The sequence below is a fragment of the Thiomonas bhubaneswarensis genome (assembly GCF_001418255.1).
Lineage (GTDB): Bacteria > Pseudomonadota > Gammaproteobacteria > Burkholderiales > Burkholderiaceae_C > Thiomonas > Thiomonas bhubaneswarensis.
In genome coordinates this window covers 41,434-62,267 of the sequence record NZ_LIPV01000008.1, presented here as the reverse complement: position 1 = coordinate 62,267, position 20,834 = coordinate 41,434, and the positions used below count along the sequence as shown (strand labels likewise).

Sequence of the window (20,834 nt, the reverse complement as noted above, 5' to 3'; positions counted from 1 at the left end):
GCGTCATTCGTTGGCGGCGCGCTGCCGCCCAGCGGGGCTGAGCATGGTGCCGAAGCGTTTGCGCACACTCGCGGCAATGCCCGCGGCATCCAGCCCGAGGTCGGTGGTGATCTGCGCCGGATCGCCGTGTTCGATCCAGGCATCGGGCAGACCGAGGTTGAGCACCGGGATCTGAACGCCTGCTTGCTGTAGAGCCTCCAGACAGGCCGAGCCGGCGCCGCCCATGACCACGCCCTCTTCGACGGTGACCAGCGCATCATGGCTGCGCGCGGCTGCCAGCAATGCCGCGGTGTCGAGCGGTTTCACGAAGCGCATATTGATGACGCTGGCATCGAAGGTCTCTGCGGCCTGCAAAGCCGCGTAGAGCACCGGCCCGAACGCCAGAATGGCGATGCGCTGACCCGGCTGGGCGCCGCTGGCGCGCCGCGGCTGGGCCTGCCCCCAGGGCAGCACGACCAAAGACGCCTGAACGGCCACGCCGGCACCGCTGCCACGCGGGTAGCGCACCGCCGCCGGAGCGTCGTGACGATAGGCGGTGGTGAGCATGTGTCGGCACTCGTTTTCATCGGCCGGGGTCAGCACGCTCAGGTTCGGCACGCAGCGCAGGAAAGGAATGTCGAAGGCGCCGGTATGGGTCGCCCCGTCCGCGCCGACCACGCCGGCGCGATCCACCGCAAACATCACCGGCAGGTTCTGGATGGCCACGTCATGAATCACCTGATCGTAGCCACGCTGCAGAAAAGTCGAATAGATCGCCACGACGGGCTTGAGCCCTTCGCAGGCGAGACCAGCGGCAAAGGTCACCGCATGCTGTTCGGCGATGCCGACATCGAAGTAGCGCTGCGGAAAACGCTCGGCGAATTCGACCAGGCCCGAGCCCTCGCGCATCGCCGGCGTGATGCCCACCAGACGCGCGTCGGCCTGCGCCATGTCGCAAAGCCACTGGCCGAACACCTGGGTGAAGGTCGGCGCCTTGCCCGGCTTGCCGGGCGCCAGTCCCACGGCTGGGTCGAAGCGGCCCGGGCCGTGATAGGCCACCGGGTCGGCTTCGGCCAGTTTGTAGCCCTGCCCCTTCTTGGTCACCACATGCAGCAGGATGGGCCCGTGCATGTCGCGCAGGTTGTGCAGAGTCGGGATGAGCGCATCGAGATCGTGACCATCGATCGGCCCAAAATACTTCACTCCGAGTTCCTCGAACAAAGGCGAAGGCGCCACGAGGCCCTTGGCATATTCCTCCAGCCGGCGCGCCAGGCCCAGCAAGGGCGGTGCGGCGCTGAGCACTTGTTTGGCGGTACTGCGCGCGGCGGTGAACAGGCCGCCAGACAGCAGGCCGGTGAGGTGGCGATTGAGCGCGCCCACCGGCGGCGAGATCGACATGTCGTTGTCGTTGAGCACGATGAGCAGATCGGCTTCGGGGTGCACGCCGGCGTTATTGAGCGCCTCGAAGGCCATGCCGCCGGTCAGCGCGCCATCGCCGATGATGGCGACCACGCGGCGCGATTCTCCCTTGCGCTGCGCCGCAAGCGCCATGCCCAGCGCGGCCGAAATGGACGTGGACGAGTGGGCGGTGCCGAAAGTGTCGAACGACGATTCTTCCCGGCGGGGAAAGCCGGAAATGCCGCCCTTCTGCCGCAGACCGCGCATGCCCTCGCGGCGCCCGGTCAGAATCTTGTGGGCATAGGTCTGATGACCGACATCCCACACCAGCCGGTCGTGCGGAGTGTTGAAGACAGCGTGCAACGCGATGGTCAGCTCCACCGTGCCCAGATTGGAGGAAAGATGCCCCCCGGTACGCGAGACTGATTGCAGGATGAACTCGCGCAACTCGGCGGCAAGTTGCCGGAGATGCGCGCGATCGAGCCCGCGCAGATCGGCGGGCGAGGCGATGCGGTTGAGCAGCGAAAACGATGCAGTCACTATTGATCAGCGTGTGAAGAAGAGGCCAGCCGACGCATCGCGACCAGCAGCAAGGCCATCGTCAGGGCGAAGCCGACCGCCGACCAGAACGGCAGCGCAAGGCCGAAAATCGATGGCGTATCGGCGCAAAGGCCATCGGCACGAAACATCCACGGCGCCCACTGCGTGAGCTGCCAATGATTGATGACGGCAGCCAGCGGGTCCAGACCGCAGAGCTGCCCCGGGTGCAGCACCAGCCAGATATGCCGTGCCGCGAAGCCCAGACCGACCAGCCCACTCACCACGCCCAGGCCGAGCACGATTTGCGCCGCCAGGCGCGACCGCATCAGGCTGCGCGCAAACAGCGCGAACACGAGCACCGCCAGATAGGTCATGCGCTGCAGGATACACAGCGGACAAGGCGCAAAACCCTTGCGCTGCAGCCAGAGCGCCCCACCGAGCGCGCCCAGCGCCGTCGCGGCGGCGAGCATGGGCAAGGCGGCAGTTGCGCGTTCTCGGTTCATCGGGGCATCTCGAAGAGGTCGGCCTTGCGAAAGATACGCCGCGCTTAATACCCGCGCAGCACGATGAGATCGGCCAGCTCGCGCAGGCGCTGGCTGGCCGCGCGCTGCGGCGGCGCAAGGGTGTCGAGCGCGGCCTGAGCCTTGTCGCGCAGACCGTGTGCCAGGGTGCGCGCGGCATCGAGCCCGAGCGCCGAGACGTAGGTGGACTTGTTTTGCTGGGCGTCCTTGCCGGCGGTCTTGCCCAGGGTGTGAGAGTCGGCGGTCACATCGAGAATGTCGTCGACCACCTGGAAAGCCAGGCCCACGGCATCGCCGTAGATTTCGAGCGCCTTGTGCGTCGGCGACGAGGCAGAGGCCGGATGGACTCCGCCACAGGCTGCGCCCATCAGCACGCTGGCCTTGAGCAGGGCGCCGGTCTTGCGGCGGTGCATGTGCATCAGATCGTCGCCGCTGACCGCCCCGCCCGTGGCGAGAATGTCCAGCGTCTGACCACCCGCCATGCCATCGGCGCCCGAGGCACGCGCCAGCAGCGCACACAGCCGAGCCTGCAGTGGCGGCGCGATCTCATCTTCGGGCGTGAGCACTTCATAGGCCAATGCTTGCAGCGCATCGCCGGCCAGCAGCGCCAGCGCCTCGCCAAACCGCACATGGGTGGTGGGCTGGCCGCGCCTGAGCACATCGTCGTCCATGCAGGGCAGATCGTCGTGAACCAGCGAATAGGCGTGCACCAGCTCGACCGCGCAGGCGGCACGGTCGAGAGCCTGTGCTTCACCCTGCACGCACTCGCCCGCAGCCCAGACGAGCAGGGGGCGCACGCGCTTGCCGCCCATGGCTGCGGCGTAGTGCATGGCCTCATGCAACTGCGGCACCAAGGGATGCTGCTGAGGAACGTAGTGTTCGATCAAGGTCTGCGCGCGTTCCTGGTGCTGACGCAGCCAGTCGTCGAACGACGGCCGATCCGCCAGCTTGGGGGCTGCAGCGGCACCCTCGAGGTGGGCGACATCAGACACGGTCGTCCTCCTCGTCCGGTTCGGTGCGCAGGGGCTGAAGCTGCTCGCCATCGAGAACCTGCACCTGCTGCTCGACGGCCTGCAGCTTGTCTCGGCAGTATTGCAGCAGCAGGTTGCCGCGCTTGTAGGCCGCCAGAGTATCGTCGAGACTGAGCTGCCCGCCTTCCATCGCCTGCACGATCTGCTCCAGCTCGACCAGCGCCTGCTCATAGCTGGCTGGGGCGGCGTCGGTATGGCGGGCGGATTTCGCGGCTGGCATCGGATCGGGCCGGGGCCGATAGCGTTGTCGGCAACCCGGGGGCAGGAACGGGAAAGCTTTGCATTTTAGGCGCCGCACCCCGTCTTGGCTGCAAGCATGGACTCTACAATCGGGAGCCGAATTAGGTTGTGGTCCATTTCAACGAATTGTGGAGGTGCATCCCCATCATGTCCGATCTGAGCATTCGTCTGTCGCAAGATCATTTGCAATTGCCGGTTTCGACCTATTTCGATGACGACCTGTTCAAGCTGGAACAGGAACAGATTTTCCGCTCTGGCCCACGCTACCTCGGACATGAACTCACGGTGCCCAAGATCGGCGACTACGCCGCTCTCGCTCAGGAGGGCGAAGGCCGGGCGCTGATCCACACGTCCGAAGGCATCGAACTGCTCTCCAACGTCTGCCGCCATCGCCAGGCCGTGATGCTTCGTGGCATGGGCAGTACGGGCAAGAACATCGTCTGCCCACTGCATCGCTGGACCTACGGCCTCGACGGCCAGCTCGTCGGCGCCCCTCATTTCGAGCAAGACCCCTGCCTGCACCTGCAGAAATATCCGCTGCAGCGCTGGAACGGCATGCTGTTCGAGGACAACGGCTACCCCGTGGCCGAAACCATGCAGCAACTGTCCGTGCTCAAGGAGTTCGACTTCACCGGCTTCGTGCACGACCACACGGAAATGCACGTCTGCAACTACAACTGGAAGACCTTCATCGAGGTCTATCTCGAGGACTATCACGTCGTCCCCTTCCATCCCGGGCTGGGCAAGTTCGTCGATTGCAGCGCGCTGCAATGGCAGTTCGCGCCCGAGTGGAGCGTGCAGACGGTGGGGGTTCACGAAGGTCTGCAACACCCCGGCAGCGCGGTCTACAGCAAGTGGCACCAGGCCGTGCTCAACTTCCGCTCCGACAAGAAGCTGCCCGAGCATGGCGCCATCTGGCTCACCCTCTACCCCAACATCATGCTGGAGTGGTATCCGCATGTGCTGGTGATCTCCACGCTCTATCCGCTGGGCCCGCAAAAGACCCTGAACATGGTCGAATTTTTCTATCCGGAAGAAATCGCGGCGTTCGAGCGCGAGTTCATCGTGGCTGAGCGCGCGGCCTACATGGAAACCTGTGACGAGGACGACGAGATTGCCGAGCGCATGGACGCCGGACGCAAGGCCCTGTTCGAGCGCGGCGACGACCAGCACGGTCCCTACCAGTCTCCGATGGAAGACGGCATGCGACACTTCCACGCCTGGTACCGCAACAAGCTGCAGGTTCCGGCCTGAGCGCTTGCGAACAATCCCCCCTGCCCGTTCGCCCCGCATCGGCAACCCCATGCGGGGTTTTTGCTTTATGGTTCTGGTTACCTCTCCAATCGCGTTTGTCTGCAGCACCACGCCCCGCCATGTCCAATCCCTACACCACCCTGATCTCCGCGTCTGAACTGGCCAAGCTGAAAGAGCCGTTCATCGTCGACAGTAGCCACGACCTCGCCCAGCCCGATGCGGGGCGACGGGCATATGAACAAGCCCACATTCCCGGAGCGATCTTCCTTCATCTCGACGACGATCTTTCGGCGCCGAAAACAGGTCGCAACGGTCGTCATCCCCTGCCCGATCCCGACGCTTTCGCCGCGATGCTGGCCCGCCTGGGTCTGCGTCAAGGTCAGCAGGTTGTCGTCTATGACCGCGCCGGCGGCAGCTTTGCCGTGCGTCTTTGGTGGATGCTGCGCTGGCTCGGTCACGACGCGGTGGCCGTACTCGACGGCGGCTGGCAAGCCTGGACGGCGGCTGGCGGTGCCAGCGAAGTTCAATCGCCCCCCGCGCGCGCGCCTGGCGACTTCAAACGCGGCGCGGCAAGGGTCGGCGCGGTGTCGGCCGACCATGTGCTCGACAACCTCCAGAGCGCCAGACATCTGGTGCTCGATGCCCGCGCACCGGAGCGCTATGCCGGCGAGGTCGAGCCGATCGACCCTGTCGGCGGCCACATTCCCGGTGCAAGAAACCGCTTTTTCCAGACCAATCTGCAGCCCGACGGCACGTTCAAGTCTCGCGAGCAACTCCGCTCGGAGTTCACAGCGTTGCTCGAAGACTGGGACCCGCGCGATGTGATCCACCATTGCGGCTCGGGCGTCACGAGCTGCCACAACCTGCTGGCCATGATGCACGCCGGCATGGATGGCAGTCAGCTCTACCCGGGCTCATGGAGCGAATGGTGCGCCGACCCACAGCGCCCGGTCGCCACCGGCCGCGACCCAGGCAAAGCCTGACCTGCCCACCCTCCGGGGGGCCGTGCGTTTTGATCTGCAACAAGTCACGCGATACATTCGCGGAGCAGCATATGGTCAGTGGTTGAGATTCGACGAACCTCATCCCTTAACCGTTTTCCCACCCGATAAGGAGATCGCCATGTACAAGAAAATTCTCGTCCCCACCGATGGTTCTGAAACCGGCAGCAAGGTGATTCCTCATGCCGTCGCGCTGGCCAAGAGCTGCAATGCTGCGGTCGTCGGCCTCAATGTCACCGATCCTTATCCCTACTCCGGGCTGGCAGAGAGCGTGCCCATCACCGCAGACCAATACCGCGTTCACGTGACCAAGCTGGCCGAAGATGCCCTCAAACCCCTCCAGGACGCATGCGCCGCAGGCGCCGTGCCGTTCGAGCCGGTCATTGCCGAGGACATCCATCCCTGGAAGGCCATGCTCGACGTCGCCAAGGATCGGGGCTGTGATCTGGTGGTCATCGCCTCGCATGGCCGCCGCGGTGTGCAGGCTTTGCTGCTGGGCAGCGAAACCCAGAAGCTGCTGACCCATTCCACCGTGCCGGTGCTGGTACTGCGCTAAGTCAGACAGCGGGGCTGCGAGGCCGCATGGCAGGCAGCCCTGCGCAATCAACTCATCAAAAGGAGCACTCCCATGTTCAACCACATCCTGCTGTCCACCGACGGCTCCGAGCTTGCAGAAATGGTTTTGCCCTACGCCATCGAGCTGGGGAAAAAATTCGGGTCCAAGATCACGGTTTGTTCGGTCATCGACCTCTACCCCTACATCGGCGCCATCGAGGTCATGCCCGTGGGCATGGATCAATGGCAGGAGGAAGTGCGCAAACAAGCCAACGCGGCTCTGCAACGCATGCACGACCGTCTGCAGGCCGCCGGGCTGAGCTGCGACACTGTTGTCGAGGAAGATGCCCAGGCGTGGCGAGGTCTGCTGGCTGCGGCGGATAAGCGGGGTTGCGACGCCATCATCATCGCCTCGCACGGGCGCAGCGGCCTCAGCTCGGCCATGCTGGGTAGCCAGACCTCACGGGTGCTGTCGCATTCCAAGCTGCCGGTGCTCGTGGTTCGCTGACAGCCGCAGGTACAGCCTTGAGGAATAGGCGCTAACCGCTGAGCAACTTGTCCACCGGAAAGATCTGCGGAAACCCTCGTTCGGTCTGGCACATGCCATCCTGCGGCGGTTCTTCGGCGGAGGCGATGGTGGACACCTGATGCTGGCGCAGCCAGGCCAGCGCACGCTTCCAGCCGTCCTCGGCGTCTTTGGCGTTGTAGCTGGGCCGATAGTCGGCGTGAAAACCGTGACCGGCGTCGGGGTACACCACGATCTCCGAGTCCTTGGCCGCGGCGCTGCCTGCGGCGAGCGCCTTGCGCATCTGCTCCACGGACTCCTGGGTGATGCCCTGGTCTTTGCCGCCGTAAAGCCCGAGCACCGGCGCCTTGAGATCGCGGGCGATGTCCACCGGGTTCTTGGGTGACAGCTCCGAAGGCGTGCCCACCAGTCGGCCATACCAGGCCACGCCCGCCTGCACGGGGGCGTGAGCGCAGTAGAGCCAGACGAACCGTCCGCCCCAGCAGAACCCGGTGATGCCCACATGCCCGGCCTTGCCGCCGTTGGCCAGCGCCCAGGTACGGCAGGCATCGAGATCCTGCAGCACCTGGGCATCAGGCACCTTGGAGATGACCTTGCTCATCACTTCGGCAATGCTGCCGTAGGCCATGGGGTCGCCCTGCCGCACGAACAGATCGGGCGCAAGCGCGAGATAGCCCTGATGCGCGAAACGCCGCGCGACGTCCGCGATGTACTCGTGCACCCCGAAGATTTCCGACACCACCAGCACCACCGGAAGATCGGTCTTGCCCTTGGGTTGTGCACGATAGACCGGAATCTTCTCCCCGCCGGATTCGATCTGCACGTCCCCCGCGAGCAGTCCGTCTGCCGGGGTCTGCACCACGGTCTGCGCCATCACCGGCCCGGCCGCGGCGGCAAATCCCACCCCAAGCGCGGTGCGCACGAACTCGCGCCTGGAAAGCTCGCCCTCCGGGCGGCCCGGGGCGAGGCTCTGGAATTCAGACTTCAGATTCTCATTCCACATCACAGTCTCCTCGCTTGGAAATGTGAGCAGATGCTACAGCGCGACAATCCTTAGATGGAGGTGGGGATAACCCCCTACCGGCCCGTTTCGCGGCACTCGGCGAGCAAGGCGGCAACACCCTGTTTGCCGAGGCGGCGCATGGTGGCCTGATTGGTCCGGTAGATCGAGGCGGTATCGGCAAATGCCGCCACGGCGCGGTCGATGCTCGATTCGCGTATCAGATGCAGCATGGGAAACGGCGAGCGGTTGGTGGCGTTGGTCACGTCGTCGGGACGCGTGCCGCTGAATCGATAGTGCGGATGAAAACTCGCGATCTGCAGCGTGCCCAGCAGTTCCAGACGCACCAGCAGCGCCTCGGCCTCGTCGAGAAAAGCGTTGTAGTGCGCGAAATGGGTGAGTGTCTTCGGGTGGATGAGCAGCGTGGTCTCCACTTCTTCCGGGGCGATGCCAGCCAAAAGCCGGAGTTCGTCACCGAGCGCATGCAGCAGATCTTCCGGCGTCGCTGCTGTGCTGTGGACGTAACGGATACGCCCCTTGACTTGTGGCGCCCTGGCGAAGGGGCACAGGTTCAGCCCGATCACCAGGCGGTCCACCCACGCGCGAGTCTGGGCGACGACCGCATCCTCCGAGGTGGCCACGCCCGTCATCCTGCGCTCCCCGCGGCATGCCACCGTGCATCGAGCTGGGCGATCCAGAGCGCCTTGTCGCCATCGGCGGCGAAGCTGGCCTCCAGGCTGTTGCGCAGCAGGGCATAGGCCTGCGGCGCGCCCAAAGCGGGTTGAGCCGCGAACAACTGAGTGAGGTTGTCGTTCACATAACCGCCGAAATACGCCGGGTCGTCCGAATTGACCGTGACCTTCAGCCCCGCATCGAGCAACTGCGGCAGATTGTGCTCAGCCAGATCGGACACCACGCACAGCCGCACATTCGACAGCGGGCAGACCGTGAGCGGTACCTGCTCGCGCGCCAGGCGCTGCATCAGGGCTGGATCTTCGCTGGCGCGCACGCCGTGGTCGATGCGCTCGACATGGAGCACATCCAGGGCGCCGCGCACATAGGCTGGCGGCCCCTCCTCGCCGGCATGTGCCACCGCATGCAGGCCAAGCTGGCGGGCTCGGGCGAAGACCCGCGCAAACTTCTCGGGCGGGTTGCCGCGTTCGGATGAATCGAGGCCGATGCCGATGAGATGATCGAGCCACGTTTCGGCCGCTTCGAGGGTCTGCAGGGCGTCTTCCTCGGGCAGATGGCGCAGCACGCTCACGATCCAGCCGACGCTCAAGCCCAGCTCGTCCTGCGCGCGCCGCGCAGCCTGGATGAAGGCCGGCATGAACACCTCGAAACCGACGCCGCGAGCCATGTGACTCTGCGGATCGAAGAACGGCTCGACCCGCACCACATGATCCTGCGCGGCACGCTGAAAGTAAGCCCAGGCCAGATCGAAAAAGTCCTGTTCGGTGCGCAGCACATCGCATCCGGCGTAATACAGGTCGAGGAAAGATTGCAGGTCGGTGAAGGCATAGGCCCGTCGCAGCGACTCCACATCCGCATAGGGCAGCGTCACGCCGTTGCGCCGAGCCAAGGCGAAGATCAGCTCGGGCTCCAACGTGCCCTCGATGTGCACATGCAACTCGGCCTTGGGGCTGACGCAAAGCAGTTCGGCCACGCGCTGTTCAGGCATGGGGGCAAGGTCTGGACGGAGCATATTGACGGCCTCTGAAAACAGTTGAATGAGTGTAGACGCAGCCCGCGAAGGGGTTGCCGCTGCGCCCCGCCCCAAGCAAAACCCCCACTCTTGGACTATGTTGCGTCCGATGGCTGGCCTTCCCTACAGGAGCACGACATGATCGAACGCAGACCGCTTGAAAAACTCGGCGGTGACCGCCTCGACTGGCTGGACACGCGACACCATTTCTCCTTCGCCGGCTATCACGACCCTGCGCGGATGAACTGGGGCGCGCTACGCGTCCGGAACGACGACACCATTGCTCCTTCGACCGGTTTCGCGCCGCACCCGCACGCGGACATGGAAATCATCACCTATGTGCGCGAAGGCGCCATCACCCACGAAGACAGTCTGGGCCATCGCGGTCGCACCGAGGCGGGCGACGTCCAGGTGATGAGTGCGGGCACCGGCATCCGCCATGCCGAATACAACCATGAACCTGGACCCACCACGATCTTTCAGATCTGGATTCTGCCCAACCGTCGCGGCGAGCCGCCGTCCTGGGGCACCAAACCTTTTCCGAAAGGCGAGCGCACAGGGCGTTTCGTCGCCCTGGCCAGCGGCCTGCCGGGCGATGCCGAGGCGCTGCCGATCCGCGCCGAGGCCAGAGTGCTGGGTGCCACCCTCAAGGCGGGCGACTCGACCGAATACTCCCTGGGCGCGGGTCGCATGGCCTATCTCGTCCCGGCCAAAGGCAGAGTCGAGGTCAACGGCGTGGGGCTGAACCCGCGCGATGGCGCTGCCATTCGCGATGAAACGGTGTTGCGCGTGACGGCCATCGACGACGCAGAAGTCGTGCTGGTCGATGCAGCGCCCTGAATGAAGAAGCCGGGCCGGTGCATGCAGCAAACGGCCCGGCTTCAGGGGAAGTCGACTCTGCTTACTGCCCGGGCACCTTGCCTTCCACACCCTTGACGTAGAAGGTGATGCCGTGGAGGAACTTGTCGTCGGCCACCTGGCCCGCAGCGACCACGGTCTTGCCCGACTGATCGACGATGGGGCCCTTCCAGATGTTGAAGGTGCCGTTCTTCAGACCCGCCTCGCGTTCCAGCACGGTCTTTTTCAGCGACTCGGGCACGGCAGGGCTGATGTCCTGCAACTGAATGGTGTCGTGCTTCATGCCCCACCAGTATTGCGCCGGCTTCCAGGTTCCCTTGAGCACCTCGTCGGTCAGCATTTCATAGAGTGGCGCCCAGTTGATGGTGGCCGAAGCCAAATGCGCCTTGCCGCCGAACTTGGCCATATTGCTGTCCCAGCCGAAGCCGTATTTGCCCATTTTCGCCGCGGTCTGCAGCACGGCGGGCGAGTCGGTGTTCTGGAACAGCACGTCGGCGCCTTGATTGATGAGCGAGGTGGCCGCTTCGGTTTCCTTCGGCGGATCGAACCACTTGTTCACCCAGACGACCTTGGTCGTGATCTTGGGGTTGACCGACTGCGCACCCAGGGTGAACGAGTCGATGTTGCGGATCACTTCGGGAATGGGCACCGAGCCGACCACGCCGAGCACATTGGTCTTGGTCACGCCACCGGCGATCACCCCAGCCAGATACGCACCCTCGTAGGTGCGGGCGTCGTAGGTGCCGACGTTTTTCGCCGTCTTGTAACCCGTGGCGTGCTCGAACTTGACGTTGGGGAAGTCCTTGGCCACGCGCAGCACCGACTCCATGTAACCAAAACTGGTGGCGAAAATCAGTCCGTCGCCCTGCTGCGCCAGGTCGCGGAGCACGCGCGCCGCGTCGGGTCCTTCGGGCACGCTCTCGACGAACTGGGTCTTGATCTTGTCGCCGAACTTGGCCTGCAGCGCCAGTCGCGCCTGGTTGTGGGCGTAGCTCCAGCCGGCATCGCCCACCGGGCCGACGTAAATAAAGCCGACCTTCAGCGGATCGGCCGCATGCGCTGGCGCGGTCGCCATCGCCAACACGCTGGCGACCGCCGCCAGCGCCACCAGGGGCTTCTTCAAAAGAGTTTTGAACATGGAGTCCTCCTAAAAAGTAATACGAAACTGTATACAAAAATCGTGCCTACCGGAGGACTCATCCCCCGGGGGTGAACGGCTTGCCGATGGACGATGGCATGTTGATGCGTATCCACAGCGGGTTGCGCGACATCAGCGCCAGCACCACGATGGTGGCGATGTAGGGCAGCATCGACAGGAACTGCGACGGCACCTGCACGCCGCTGCCCTGAAAGAAAAACTGCAGCATGGTCACGCCGCCGAAAAGATAGGCGCCCAGCAGCACGCGCGCCGGGCGCCAGGTGGCGAAGGTGGTCAGCGCCAGCGCGATCCAGCCCCGTCCGGCCGTCATGCCCTGCACCCACAGGGGCGTGTAGATCACCGAGAGATAGGCCCCGGCCACGCCCACCAGCGCCCCGCCGCACATCAGGGCGAGCAAACGGATGCGCCGCACCGGATAGCCCAGCGCATGCGCCGATTCCGGCGATTCGCCCACCGCGCGCAGCACCAGCCCGGCACGGGTGCGGTCGAAGAACCAGATCAGGCCGACTGCCAGCACGATGGTCAGGTACACCATGAGATGGTGGTGAAACAGCGCCGGGCCGAAAAAGGGAAGCTGGCTCAGCACCGGAATGTTCAACGGCCCGAAGTTGGGCAACGTCTTGCCCACATAGTCGATGCCGATGAAGGCGGACAGCCCTGCGCCGAACAGCGTGAGCGCCAGGCCGGTGGCGTATTGATTGGTGTTCAGCCAGATCACCAGCAGGCCCAGCGCCCCCGCCAGCAAGGCCCCGGCCAGAGCGCCAGCCCCGAAGGCCATCCACTGATTTCCCGTATGCAAGGCTACGGCAAAGCCGATGACCGCGGCCATCAGCATCATGCCTTCGGCGCCGAGGTTGACCACGCCCGATTTTTCGTTGATCAACAGCCCGAGCGAGGCCAGCGCCAAGGGCGTGCCTGCACTCAGGGTGGTAGCGATCAGCGATGCTGCCATGTCCATGCTCGAGGTCCTTCAGCGTTTGAAGCGGATGCGGTGGTAGATCAAGGTGTCGCAGGCCAGCAGCGAGAACAGCAGCAGGCCCTGAAACACGCCCGTCATCGCATTGGGCAGACCCAGGCGCGACTGCGCCAGCTCGCCGCCGATGTAGAACATCGCCATCAGCGCGCCTGACAGCACGATGCCCACCGGATTGAGGCGACCGACGAAGGCCACGATGATGGCGGCGAAGCCGTAGCCCTGCGACACCTGAGGCGTGAGCTGCTGCAGCGGGCCGATGGCATCGAGAGCGCCGGCCAGACCGGCGAAGCCGCCCGACATCAACAGCACCGTCCACAGCGCCCTGCGCGACGAATACCCGGCGTAGCGCGCAGCCCCAGGCGCCAGCCCGCCCACCTGCAGCCGAAAACCCTGCACGCTGCGAAACAGAAACACCCACACCAGCCCTACGGCAACCAGCGCGATCGGAAAGCCCCAGTTCAGCCGCGTGCCCTCGATCAGATGGCCCAGCAGGGTTGGGTCGGCGAACATCTTGGTCTGCGGGAAGTTGTAGCCCTCGGGGTCTTTCCACGGGCCGTACACCAAGTAGTCGAGCAGGTATTGCGCGACATAGACCAGCATCAGGCTCACCAGGATTTCGTTGGCGTTGAACCAGTCGCGCAGCAGAGCCACCAGCGCCGCCCACACCATGCCGCCCAGCACACCCGCCAACAGAATGGGCAGCACGATGGCGTGCGGGGTGTTGTCGCCAGCCAGCAGAGCGACGCCGCCGCCGAAAATCGCGCCGACGATGTATTGCCCTTCGGCGCCGATGTTCCAGACATTGCTGCGATAGCAGGCCGCCAGCCCCAGGCCGATGAGGATGAGCGGGCTGGCCTTGAGCGCCAGCTCCGACAGGTTGTAGGCGCTCTTGATCGGCTCCCAGAAGAACATGCTCAGGCCGTGCAGCGGGTTCTTGCCCATGGCCAGAAAGATGGCCACGCCGAAAGCCAGCGTGATCGCCAGCGCCAGCAGCGGCGACAGCCACACCATGACTCTCGACGGCACGCCTCGGGGCTCAAGCCGCAGCATGGCTCACCTCCGAGTTGGCTGGCGTTGCGCCGGGGGCCGCCTGCGGCCACAGCCCGCTCATCCAGACCCCGATCTGCTCGACCGTCGCCTCGGTGCGGGCGATGGAGGGCGACAGCTTGCCGCGGGCGATGACCTGAAGACGGTCGGCGATCTCGAACAGTTCGTCGAGTTCTTCCGAGATGACCAGCACGGCGCACCCCGCATCGCGCAGGGCCAGCAGCTCGGCGCGGATCTGCGCTGCCGCGCCCACGTCCACCCCCCAGGTCGGCTGCGACACGATGAGCACGCGCGGCTTGCCGAGGATTTCTCGCCCCACGATGTATTTCTGCAGATTGCCGCCCGACAGGCTGCGCGCCGCAGCCTGCGGGCCTGCGGCCTTGACGCCGAAACGCTCGATCACCGCCCGCGCCTGCTCGCGCAGGGTCTGGCGCCGGATCAGGCCGTGGCGCGTCACCTCGGCGGGACGCGCGGTCAGCAGCATGTTCTGCTCCAGCGACATCACCGGCACCGTCGCCCTTCCCAGACGTTCTTCCGGAATGAAATGCAACCCGCGCTTGCGCCGCTCACCCGGCCCGAGCGTGCCCACGGGCTCGCCCGCCAGTTGCACGGCAGCGGCCCGCGCGCGCGTGTCCTCACCCGACAGCGCGGCGAGCAATTCCTGCTGACCATTGCCCGACACCCCGGCAATGCCCAGGATTTCCCCGCCGCGCACCTGCAGCGAGAGCTGGGCTATGGCCACGCTGAATTCGCCATCGCCCGGCAGGTTCAGATCATCCACCTTCAACAGCACCTCACCGAGTTGCGACGGCCGGTGCTGGAGTGCGGGCGGATCGGCGCCGATCATCAGCCGCGACAGGCTGGCCTCGGTCTCCTGCGCAGGATCGACCCGGCCGCTCACCCGCCCGCCGCGCAGCACGGTGCAGTTGTGACAAAGGTTGCGAATCTCGTCGAGCTTGTGGCTGATGTAGAGAATGCTGCAGCCGTCTGCGGCGAGCTGGCGCAAGACGACAAACAGCTTTTCGACGGCCTGCGGCGTGAGCACCGAAGTGGGCTCGTCGAGGATGAGCAGCTTGGGATCGGCCAGCAGGCAGCGGATGATCTCCACCCGCTGACGCTCGCCGACCGACAGGGTGTGCACCGGGCGACGCGGCGCGCAGTCCAGGCCGTAGCGGGCCGCAATGGCGTCGATGCGGGTCTCCACCTCGGACAGGCTGATGCCGCGCCCCAGTCCCAGCCAGATGTTCTCGGCCGCCGTGAGGGTATCGAACAGCGAGAAGTGCTGATACACCATGGCGATGCCCAGTTCGCGGGCCATGCCGGGGTTTTTCATGCGAACAGGCGTGCCGTTCCAGACGATTCTCCCGGCATCGGGCTGCACCGCGCCATAGATGATTTTCATCAGCGTGGACTTGCCCGCACCGTTTTCGCCCAGCACGGCGTGAATTTCCCCGGGCTGCACGCTCAGGCTGATGTCGTCGTTCGCCTTGACGCCGGGATAGGACTTGCTGATGTGTTCGAGCGCGAGCCGCATGAGGGAAACAGAGGGAAGCCGTGTGATGCGAAGCAACGAAGTGAAGGATTGTCCTACACCTGACTGCACGCGAATGCTGCCCCACCCCTAAACGGCTCACGGTCGATAGCGCAACCGCCCGCCGATGTAAGCAGCCGCGACATTGCGCTCGTCCGCCAGCATCATCCACGCGAACAAACGCTCATGCAAGCTGCGTGCCATCTCCTGGCGCCGCTGCTGCACCGCGCCTTCGGCCCAGCGCCACACCACCACGTCCGCCGCGGTACCGGGCGCGAAGTGGCCGATCTCGTGCTCCAGATCGAGGGCGCGTGCCGCGCCCCGGGTGGCGGCGTAAAGCCCCTGCCAGGCCGTCATGCGCTGGCCTTGGAGCGCGAGCACCTTGTAGCCATCGGCCAGGGTGCGCAACTGGCACAGACTGGTGCCGCCGCCCACGTCGCTCGCCGGGGCCACGCCCACCCCGGCGGCTTCGGCCTTGGCCCAGTCGAACAGACCACTGCCCAGAAACAGGTTGGACGAAGGCGAGAAGGCGATGCTGCTGCCGGTCTGCGCCATGCGAGCGCGGTCCGCGTCGTCGAGCCAGATGCCGTGCGCCAGCACGCTGCGGCGGGTGAGCAGGCCGTGGCGGTCGTAGACGTCGAGGTAGCTGCGGCTGTCGGGAAACAGCTCGGCGATCCACCGCACTTCGTCGCGGTTCTCGGCCACATGCGTCTGCATGTAGAGGCCACCTGCGCGCCCTGCATAGCGCTGCAGCAGACCACCGGCCATGGCCAGTTGCGCGTCGCTGCTGGTGGCGGCGAAACGCGGCGTCACGGCATAGGCCAGGCGATCGACACCGTGCCAGCGCTCGATCAGCTCGATGCAGTCCTGCTCGGCTTGGGCGATGTCATCGCGCAGATCGGCCGGACAGTTGCTGTCCATCAGCACCTTGCCGATGATGAGCCGCATGCCGAGTTGACGGCCTGCCTCGAACAGCGCCTCGCTGCTGATCTTGTGCACCGTGGCGAACACCAGCGCCGAGGTGGTGCCGTGCGCCAGCAGCGCGTTAAGAAAACGCTCGGCGCCCAGGCGACTCTGCCCGGCGTCGGCGTAGCGCGCCTCGGCGGGAAAGGTGTAGCGCTCCAGCCAGTCGAGCAGCGCCGCGCCGTAGGAGGCGATGACATCGAGCTGCGGCGCGTGCACATGCGGATCGATGAAACCCGGCATCACCAGATGGCCGCGCCAGTCTTGCCGCGCCCAGCTCGAATCGGGCGGTTCGTCGGCCGCGCGTACCGCGACCACCCTCCCCTGATCGATCAGCAACCAGCCGTCAGGCTCGAAGCGCACCGCGCCGGTGGCGTCTTCGCTCCAGCCGGGATCGCGCAGGAAATAGAGGATGTCGCCGCGCAGCGCCGTGCGCGCGTCGTTGGAAGGAGGGTGAGCGTGATCGACAGTCATCGTGTGCGTTCAGTCGGAAGGAAACAGCGCGTAGCGAAGCAAGAACAACCCGGCCACGACCCACAGCGCCGGGTGCACTTCGCGTGCCCGCCTGGTCAGCAGTTTGAGCGCAGCGTAGAGGATGAAGCCGAACGCCAGGCCGTTGGCGATCGAATAGGTGAAAGGCATGATCAAGGCCGCCACGGCCGAGGGCACGGCTTCGGTGATGTCGTTCCAGTCGATTTCCAGCAACTCGCGCATCATCAGCCCAGCCACGTACAGCAGCGCCGGTGCCGTGGCATAAGTCGGCACCACGGCGGCCACCGGCGCGATGAACAGCGCGGCGAGAAACAGCAGCCCCACGGTCAGCGCGGTCAGCCCGGTACGACCGCCAGCCTGTACCCCCGAGGCACTCTCGATATAGGCCGTGGTGCTGCTCGTGCCCAACAGCGAGCCCGAGAAGATGGCCAGACTGTCGGCGAACAGCGCGCGACCCAGACCGCTCTGGCCGTCCTTGGCGCCATTGCCGGCGTCCTTGAGCAGCCCGGCCTTGCGCGCCACGCCGGTCAAGGTGCCGGTGGCGTCGAAAATTTCCACCAGCACGAACACCAGAATGATGTGGAAGAACCCGGCATGCAGCGCGCCCAGGATGTCGAGCTTCAGAAAGGTCGGCGCGATGCTCGGCGGCAGCGACACGATGCCCTGAAACCGGGTCAGCCCGAGCGCCATGCTGGCCAGCGTCACCGCCACGATGCCGATGAGAATGGCGCCACGCACCCGCCAGTAGTCGAGCAGGGCGATGAGCAGAAAGCCGCATGCCGCCAGCACCACGGGCAGCGAGGCCAGATTGCCCAGCCCGACCTTGGTCGCCGGATTGGCCACCACCACGCCCGCGTTCGACAGCGCGATGATCGCCAGGAACATGCCTATGCCTGCCGCAATGGCGCTGCGAAGCGACTTGGGAATACCCGCCACCAGCCACGACCGCACGCCGGTGATGGTCAGAAGGATGAAGATGCACCCCGAGATGAACACCGCCCCGAGCGCCTGCTCCCAGGTGAAGCCCATGCCCTTGACCACAGTGAACGCGAAAAAGGCGTTCAGCCCCATACCCGGCGCCAGACCGATGGGCCAGTTGGCGACGAAGGCCATGATGAAGGTGCCCAGCGCGGCCGCCAGACAGGTGGCCACGAATACCGCGCTCTTGTCCATGCCGGTGGTGGACAGGATGTCGGGATTGACGAAGATGATGTACGACATGGTGAGAAACGTCGTCACCCCCGCCAGGATCTCGGTGCGGACATCGGTGCCGTGCGCATCGAGCTTGAACAAGGTTCGCAGATTCATGGACAGTCTCCTCGGGTTTTCACGCTTCGCTCAAAGTGGCGAAGTCGATGCCCCGCGCCAGATCGGACACGGGATTCAAGAACGGTTCAGCCGTGTGTCTGGGTGGCCGCCTCGCGCACATGCGCTCGCAGCCAGCGGTGCGCCGCGTCGAGATGCACGCGGGCATGCCACAGCAGGTAATAAGTCAGCGGGGGAAACGGCACCGGACAAGGCAGGATGCGCACGGCCATGCCGGCATCCACATAGCGTTGACAGAACCGACGTCCCGTGGTGAGCACCAGCAGGCTGCGTGCCACCAGCCCCGGAATCAGATTGAAAAAGGCGCAATGCACCGTGACGTTGCGCTGCAGCCCCAGATGGTGCAGATGCTGATCGATCACGCCCTCGCCTGCGGCACGCAAGGGCGACGGCGCCACATGCTCGGCCTGAAGATATTGCTCCAGATCCAGACCCCGCCGCAGCGCAGGGTGGTTTGCTGCGACCAGACAGACGATATCGTCTTCGATCAGCGGCGCCAGGTGCAGATCCTGGGGCGGCTCCAGCCAGTTGCCCAGCACGGCATCGACATCGCCGGCTGCCAGCGCATGACGGTAATCCAGGGTTGCCGACAGCGGCAGCACGTCCACGCCGCACTGCGGCGCTTCGCGCTTGAGCGTGGCGATGAGTTGCGGCAGAAAGGCCGGGTCCATGTAGTCGGCTGCGGCCAGACGGAACAGGCGGGTCGTGTGCATCGCATCGAACGGCGCCGCGCCGCCGAGCAGGCGCTGCGCCTCGCGCAGAATGCAGGCGCTGGGCTCGATCAGACTCGCGCCGAAGGCGGTCGGCACCATGGCATTGCCGCTGCGCACCAGAAGTTCATCGCCGGTGATGGCGCGCAAGCGGCGCAGCGCTGCGCTCACGGCGGGCTGGGTCGAGCCCAGGCGCATGGCGGCACGGGAAACGTTCGATTCGGTCAGCACGGTATGCAGGATCCGGATAAGGTGCAGGTCGATGGAGTCCAGCGCATTGTTCATGGTGCAGCCCCTTGCGGCATCAGCCGTCTCGCATGTTTTGTATACAGTTCAGCATATGTCAGTCGCGAAGGAATCGTGGCCCAATACTTGCAACTGGCCCTGCCATTGCCTCTCTCTCCCTAGCCTGATGGTCCGCAATCCGTCATGAACGCTCAACCCATCCGCTTCGTCCATCGCGGCCAGATCACCGAGGTCAGCGGTCTGCCCGTCACCACCACCGTGCTGCAATGGCTGCGCGAGCACGCGCACCACTGCGGCACCAAGGAGGGCTGCGCCGAGGGCGATTGCGGCGCCTGCACCGTGGTCGTGGCCGAACTGGCCGACCCCGCAAATGCCCGAGGGAGTGCCGTTGCCGTGGGGCCGCTGCATCTGCGCCCGGTCAACGCCTGCATCCGCTACCTGCCCACCCTGCACGGCAAGGCGCTTCTCACCGTCGAAGACCTGCAGGCGCTCGCTCCGGGCCGGGGGCTGCACCCGGTGCAGCAGGCCCTGGTCGACTGCCACGGCTCGCAGTGCGGCTTCTGCACCCCCGGCTTCGCCATGACGCTGTACGCAAGCTACGAGCGCCACCTGGGCGCGGGCACCCGGCCCACGCGCCAGCAACTCGCCGACGACCTGGCGGGCAATCTTTGCCGCTGCACCGGCTACCGCCCCATTCTCGATGCGGGCCAGGCCATGTTCGAGGCGCCCGCGGCCCGGCTCGATGCCGAGCCCATCGCCGCGCTGCTGCGCCAGATCGCCGGGCAGACGCCCGATCCCTTCGTTCACGCCGCCGCCAATCCGGCCTACCCCGAGGCGCAGGGTGCCTCCCGGCTCGACCATTTCATCGCCCCGCGCACGCTCGAAGGGTTTGCCACCGTTCGAGCCGAGCGGCCAGACGCCACCCTCCTGGCGGGTGCGACGGACATCGGCCTGTGGACGAACAAGCAGTTCCGCGACGTGGGCGATCTGATCTACCTGGGCGACGTGCGCGAGCTGCACGCCGTGGAGCACGATGGCGCCCTGCTTCGCATCGGCGCCGCCGTGCCGCTGGAAGATGCCTGGGCCGCGCTGGTGCGCCACCGGCCCGAGCTGCGCGAGATGGCGCTGCGCTTCGCCGGTCCGCCCGTGCGCCATGCCGGCACCTTGGGCGGCAATGTGGCCAACGGCTCGCCCATCGGCGACAGCGCTCCCGTGCTGCTCGCGCTCGATGCCGTGCTGCTGCTGCAACGCGGGCCAGCCCTGCGCCGCCTGCCACTTGCCGACTTCTACCTCGACTACATGAAGAACGCCCTGCAGCCCGGCGAGTTTCTGCGGGCGATCGAGGTACCGCTGCCCGGCGCCGATATGCCCGAGACCGAAGCGCTGCGGCTGCGGGCCTACAAGCTCTCCAAGCGCTACGACTGCGACATTTCGGCGGTGAGCTGCGGCCTCGCCCTGCGGCTTGATGCGCAAGGCCGCGTCGAGCATGTGCGTATGGCCTTTGGCGGTATGGCCGCGGTGGTCAAACGGGCGGCAGGGGCCGAAGCCGCGTTGCTCGGCAAACCGTGGGACGAGGCCAATGTGCGCAAGGCCATGCAGGCGCTCGATGCCGATTTTCATCCCTTGACCGATCTGCGGGCCAGCAGCGCCTACCGGCAGCGCGTTGCGCGCAATCTGCTGTGGCGTTTCTGGCTGGAAACCCGTCTCGACGCGCCCCTGCCCTCCAGCCTGAGCAGCGTCTGGTCTGGCCAGCTGCCTGCGCTGCATGCCGTTTGA

19 protein-coding genes and 2 pseudogenes are annotated in these 20,834 nt (G+C 65.6%); 6 read left to right on the top strand and 15 right to left on the bottom strand.

Features of this window, described 5'->3' with window-relative positions:
• Window positions 1-3: 3 nt before the first annotated feature.
• The 4 genes from dxs to ASC45_RS11305 are packed head-to-tail and all read right to left on the bottom strand — an operon-like array spanning window position 4 to window position 3,689.
• A complete protein-coding gene (gene dxs / locus ASC45_RS11320; RefSeq protein ID WP_055451150.1) occupies window positions 4-1,917 on the bottom strand; it encodes a 1-deoxy-D-xylulose-5-phosphate synthase in 1,914 nt (637 codons plus the stop codon).
• Complete coding sequence (locus ASC45_RS11315; RefSeq protein ID WP_055451149.1) at window positions 1,917-2,420, bottom strand: disulfide bond formation protein B; 504 nt, start codon at window positions 2,418-2,420, stop codon at window positions 1,917-1,919. Before ASC45_RS11315 ends, dxs begins: the two co-directional genes overlap by 1 nt.
• A 44-nt stretch (window positions 2,421-2,464) precedes the next feature.
• Complete coding sequence (locus tag ASC45_RS11310) at window positions 2,465-3,430, bottom strand: polyprenyl synthetase family protein (RefSeq protein WP_342665702.1); 966 nt, start codon at window positions 3,428-3,430, stop codon at window positions 2,465-2,467.
• The gene (locus tag ASC45_RS11305; protein ID WP_055451148.1) at window positions 3,423-3,689 is read right to left on the bottom strand and encodes an exodeoxyribonuclease VII small subunit; all 267 of its coding nucleotides are present in this window, start codon (window positions 3,687-3,689) and stop codon (window positions 3,423-3,425) included. The genes ASC45_RS11310 and ASC45_RS11305 overlap by 8 nt, the downstream gene beginning before the upstream one ends.
• A gap of 167 nt (window positions 3,690-3,856) precedes the next feature.
• Between ASC45_RS11305 and ASC45_RS11300 the strand changes: the two genes are divergently transcribed.
• The 4 genes from ASC45_RS11300 to ASC45_RS11285 all read left to right on the top strand — a co-directional run bounded on the left by ASC45_RS11300 (window position 3,857) and on the right by ASC45_RS11285 (window position 7,027).
• Window positions 3,857-4,963 (top strand): aromatic ring-hydroxylating oxygenase subunit alpha, encoded by a 1,107-nt coding sequence (locus ASC45_RS11300; protein ID WP_055451147.1) that lies wholly within the window; start codon window positions 3,857-3,859, stop codon window positions 4,961-4,963.
• A gap of 119 nt (window positions 4,964-5,082) precedes the next feature.
• Window positions 5,083-5,946: a sulfurtransferase gene (locus tag ASC45_RS11295; RefSeq protein WP_055451146.1), complete on the top strand. Its 864-nt coding sequence runs from the start codon at window positions 5,083-5,085 to the stop codon at window positions 5,944-5,946.
• A gap of 139 nt (window positions 5,947-6,085) precedes the next feature.
• A complete protein-coding gene (locus ASC45_RS11290) occupies window positions 6,086-6,520 on the top strand; it encodes a universal stress protein (RefSeq protein WP_055451145.1) in 435 nt (144 codons plus the stop codon).
• Window positions 6,521-6,592: 72 nt separating this feature from the next.
• The gene (locus ASC45_RS11285) at window positions 6,593-7,027 is read left to right on the top strand and encodes a universal stress protein (RefSeq protein WP_055451144.1); all 435 of its coding nucleotides are present in this window, start codon (window positions 6,593-6,595) and stop codon (window positions 7,025-7,027) included.
• Window positions 7,028-7,058: 31 nt separating this feature from the next.
• Here the strand turns inward: ASC45_RS11285 and ASC45_RS11280 are convergent, their stop codons facing one another.
• The 3 genes from ASC45_RS11280 to ASC45_RS11270 form a co-directional block, all read right to left on the bottom strand.
• Complete coding sequence (locus tag ASC45_RS11280) at window positions 7,059-8,048, bottom strand: dienelactone hydrolase family protein (protein ID WP_055451143.1); 990 nt, start codon at window positions 8,046-8,048, stop codon at window positions 7,059-7,061.
• Window positions 8,049-8,122: 74 nt separating this feature from the next.
• Complete coding sequence (locus tag ASC45_RS11275; RefSeq protein WP_055451142.1) at window positions 8,123-8,695, bottom strand: DUF1415 domain-containing protein; 573 nt, start codon at window positions 8,693-8,695, stop codon at window positions 8,123-8,125.
• Window positions 8,692-9,726 (bottom strand): adenosine deaminase, encoded by a 1,035-nt coding sequence (locus ASC45_RS11270; protein ID WP_141655781.1) that lies wholly within the window; start codon window positions 9,724-9,726, stop codon window positions 8,692-8,694. The genes ASC45_RS11275 and ASC45_RS11270 overlap by 4 nt, the downstream gene beginning before the upstream one ends.
• A 162-nt stretch (window positions 9,727-9,888) precedes the next feature.
• Here ASC45_RS11270 and ASC45_RS11265 point away from each other — a divergent pair, with 162 nt between their 5' ends.
• Window positions 9,889-10,590: a pirin family protein gene (locus tag ASC45_RS11265; RefSeq protein WP_055451140.1), complete on the top strand. Its 702-nt coding sequence runs from the start codon at window positions 9,889-9,891 to the stop codon at window positions 10,588-10,590.
• Window positions 10,591-10,651: 61 nt separating this feature from the next.
• On the opposite strand, the gene ASC45_RS11260 is transcribed toward ASC45_RS11265, so the two are convergent.
• The 8 genes and pseudogenes from ASC45_RS11260 to ASC45_RS11230 all read right to left on the bottom strand — a co-directional run bounded on the left by ASC45_RS11260 (window position 10,652) and on the right by ASC45_RS11230 (window position 19,097).
• Window positions 10,652-11,746 (bottom strand): BMP family ABC transporter substrate-binding protein, encoded by a 1,095-nt coding sequence (locus ASC45_RS11260; protein ID WP_055451139.1) that lies wholly within the window; start codon window positions 11,744-11,746, stop codon window positions 10,652-10,654.
• A 58-nt stretch (window positions 11,747-11,804) separates the two neighbouring features.
• Window positions 11,805-12,725 (bottom strand): ABC transporter permease, encoded by a 921-nt coding sequence (locus ASC45_RS11255; protein ID WP_055451138.1) that lies wholly within the window; start codon window positions 12,723-12,725, stop codon window positions 11,805-11,807.
• Window positions 12,726-12,737: 12 nt separating this feature from the next.
• Window positions 12,738-13,793, bottom strand: a complete 1,056-nt coding sequence (locus ASC45_RS11250) for an ABC transporter permease (protein WP_055451137.1) — start codon at window positions 13,791-13,793, stop codon at window positions 12,738-12,740.
• Window positions 13,780-14,508, bottom strand: a pseudogene (locus ASC45_RS16255) (ATP-binding cassette domain-containing protein); the annotation flags it as partial. The pseudogene ASC45_RS16255 and the gene ASC45_RS11250, both read right to left, overlap by 14 nt.
• Window positions 14,509-14,805: 297 nt before the next feature.
• Window positions 14,806-15,324: pseudogene (locus ASC45_RS16250) on the bottom strand (ATP-binding cassette domain-containing protein); the annotation flags it as partial.
• A gap of 96 nt (window positions 15,325-15,420) precedes the next feature.
• Window positions 15,421-16,758 (bottom strand): guanine deaminase, encoded by a 1,338-nt coding sequence (gene guaD, locus ASC45_RS11240; RefSeq protein ID WP_055451135.1) that lies wholly within the window; start codon window positions 16,756-16,758, stop codon window positions 15,421-15,423.
• A 9-nt stretch (window positions 16,759-16,767) separates the two neighbouring features.
• A complete protein-coding gene (locus tag ASC45_RS11235; protein ID WP_055451134.1) occupies window positions 16,768-18,084 on the bottom strand; it encodes an NCS2 family permease in 1,317 nt (438 codons plus the stop codon).
• 86 nt (window positions 18,085-18,170) lie between these two features.
• The gene (locus ASC45_RS11230; RefSeq protein ID WP_055451133.1) at window positions 18,171-19,097 is read right to left on the bottom strand and encodes a LysR family transcriptional regulator; all 927 of its coding nucleotides are present in this window, start codon (window positions 19,095-19,097) and stop codon (window positions 18,171-18,173) included.
• 144 nt (window positions 19,098-19,241) lie between these two features.
• On the opposite strand from ASC45_RS11230, the gene xdhA reads away from it, so the two are divergent.
• A complete protein-coding gene (gene xdhA, locus ASC45_RS11225; protein WP_055451132.1) occupies window positions 19,242-20,834 on the top strand; it encodes a xanthine dehydrogenase small subunit in 1,593 nt (530 codons plus the stop codon).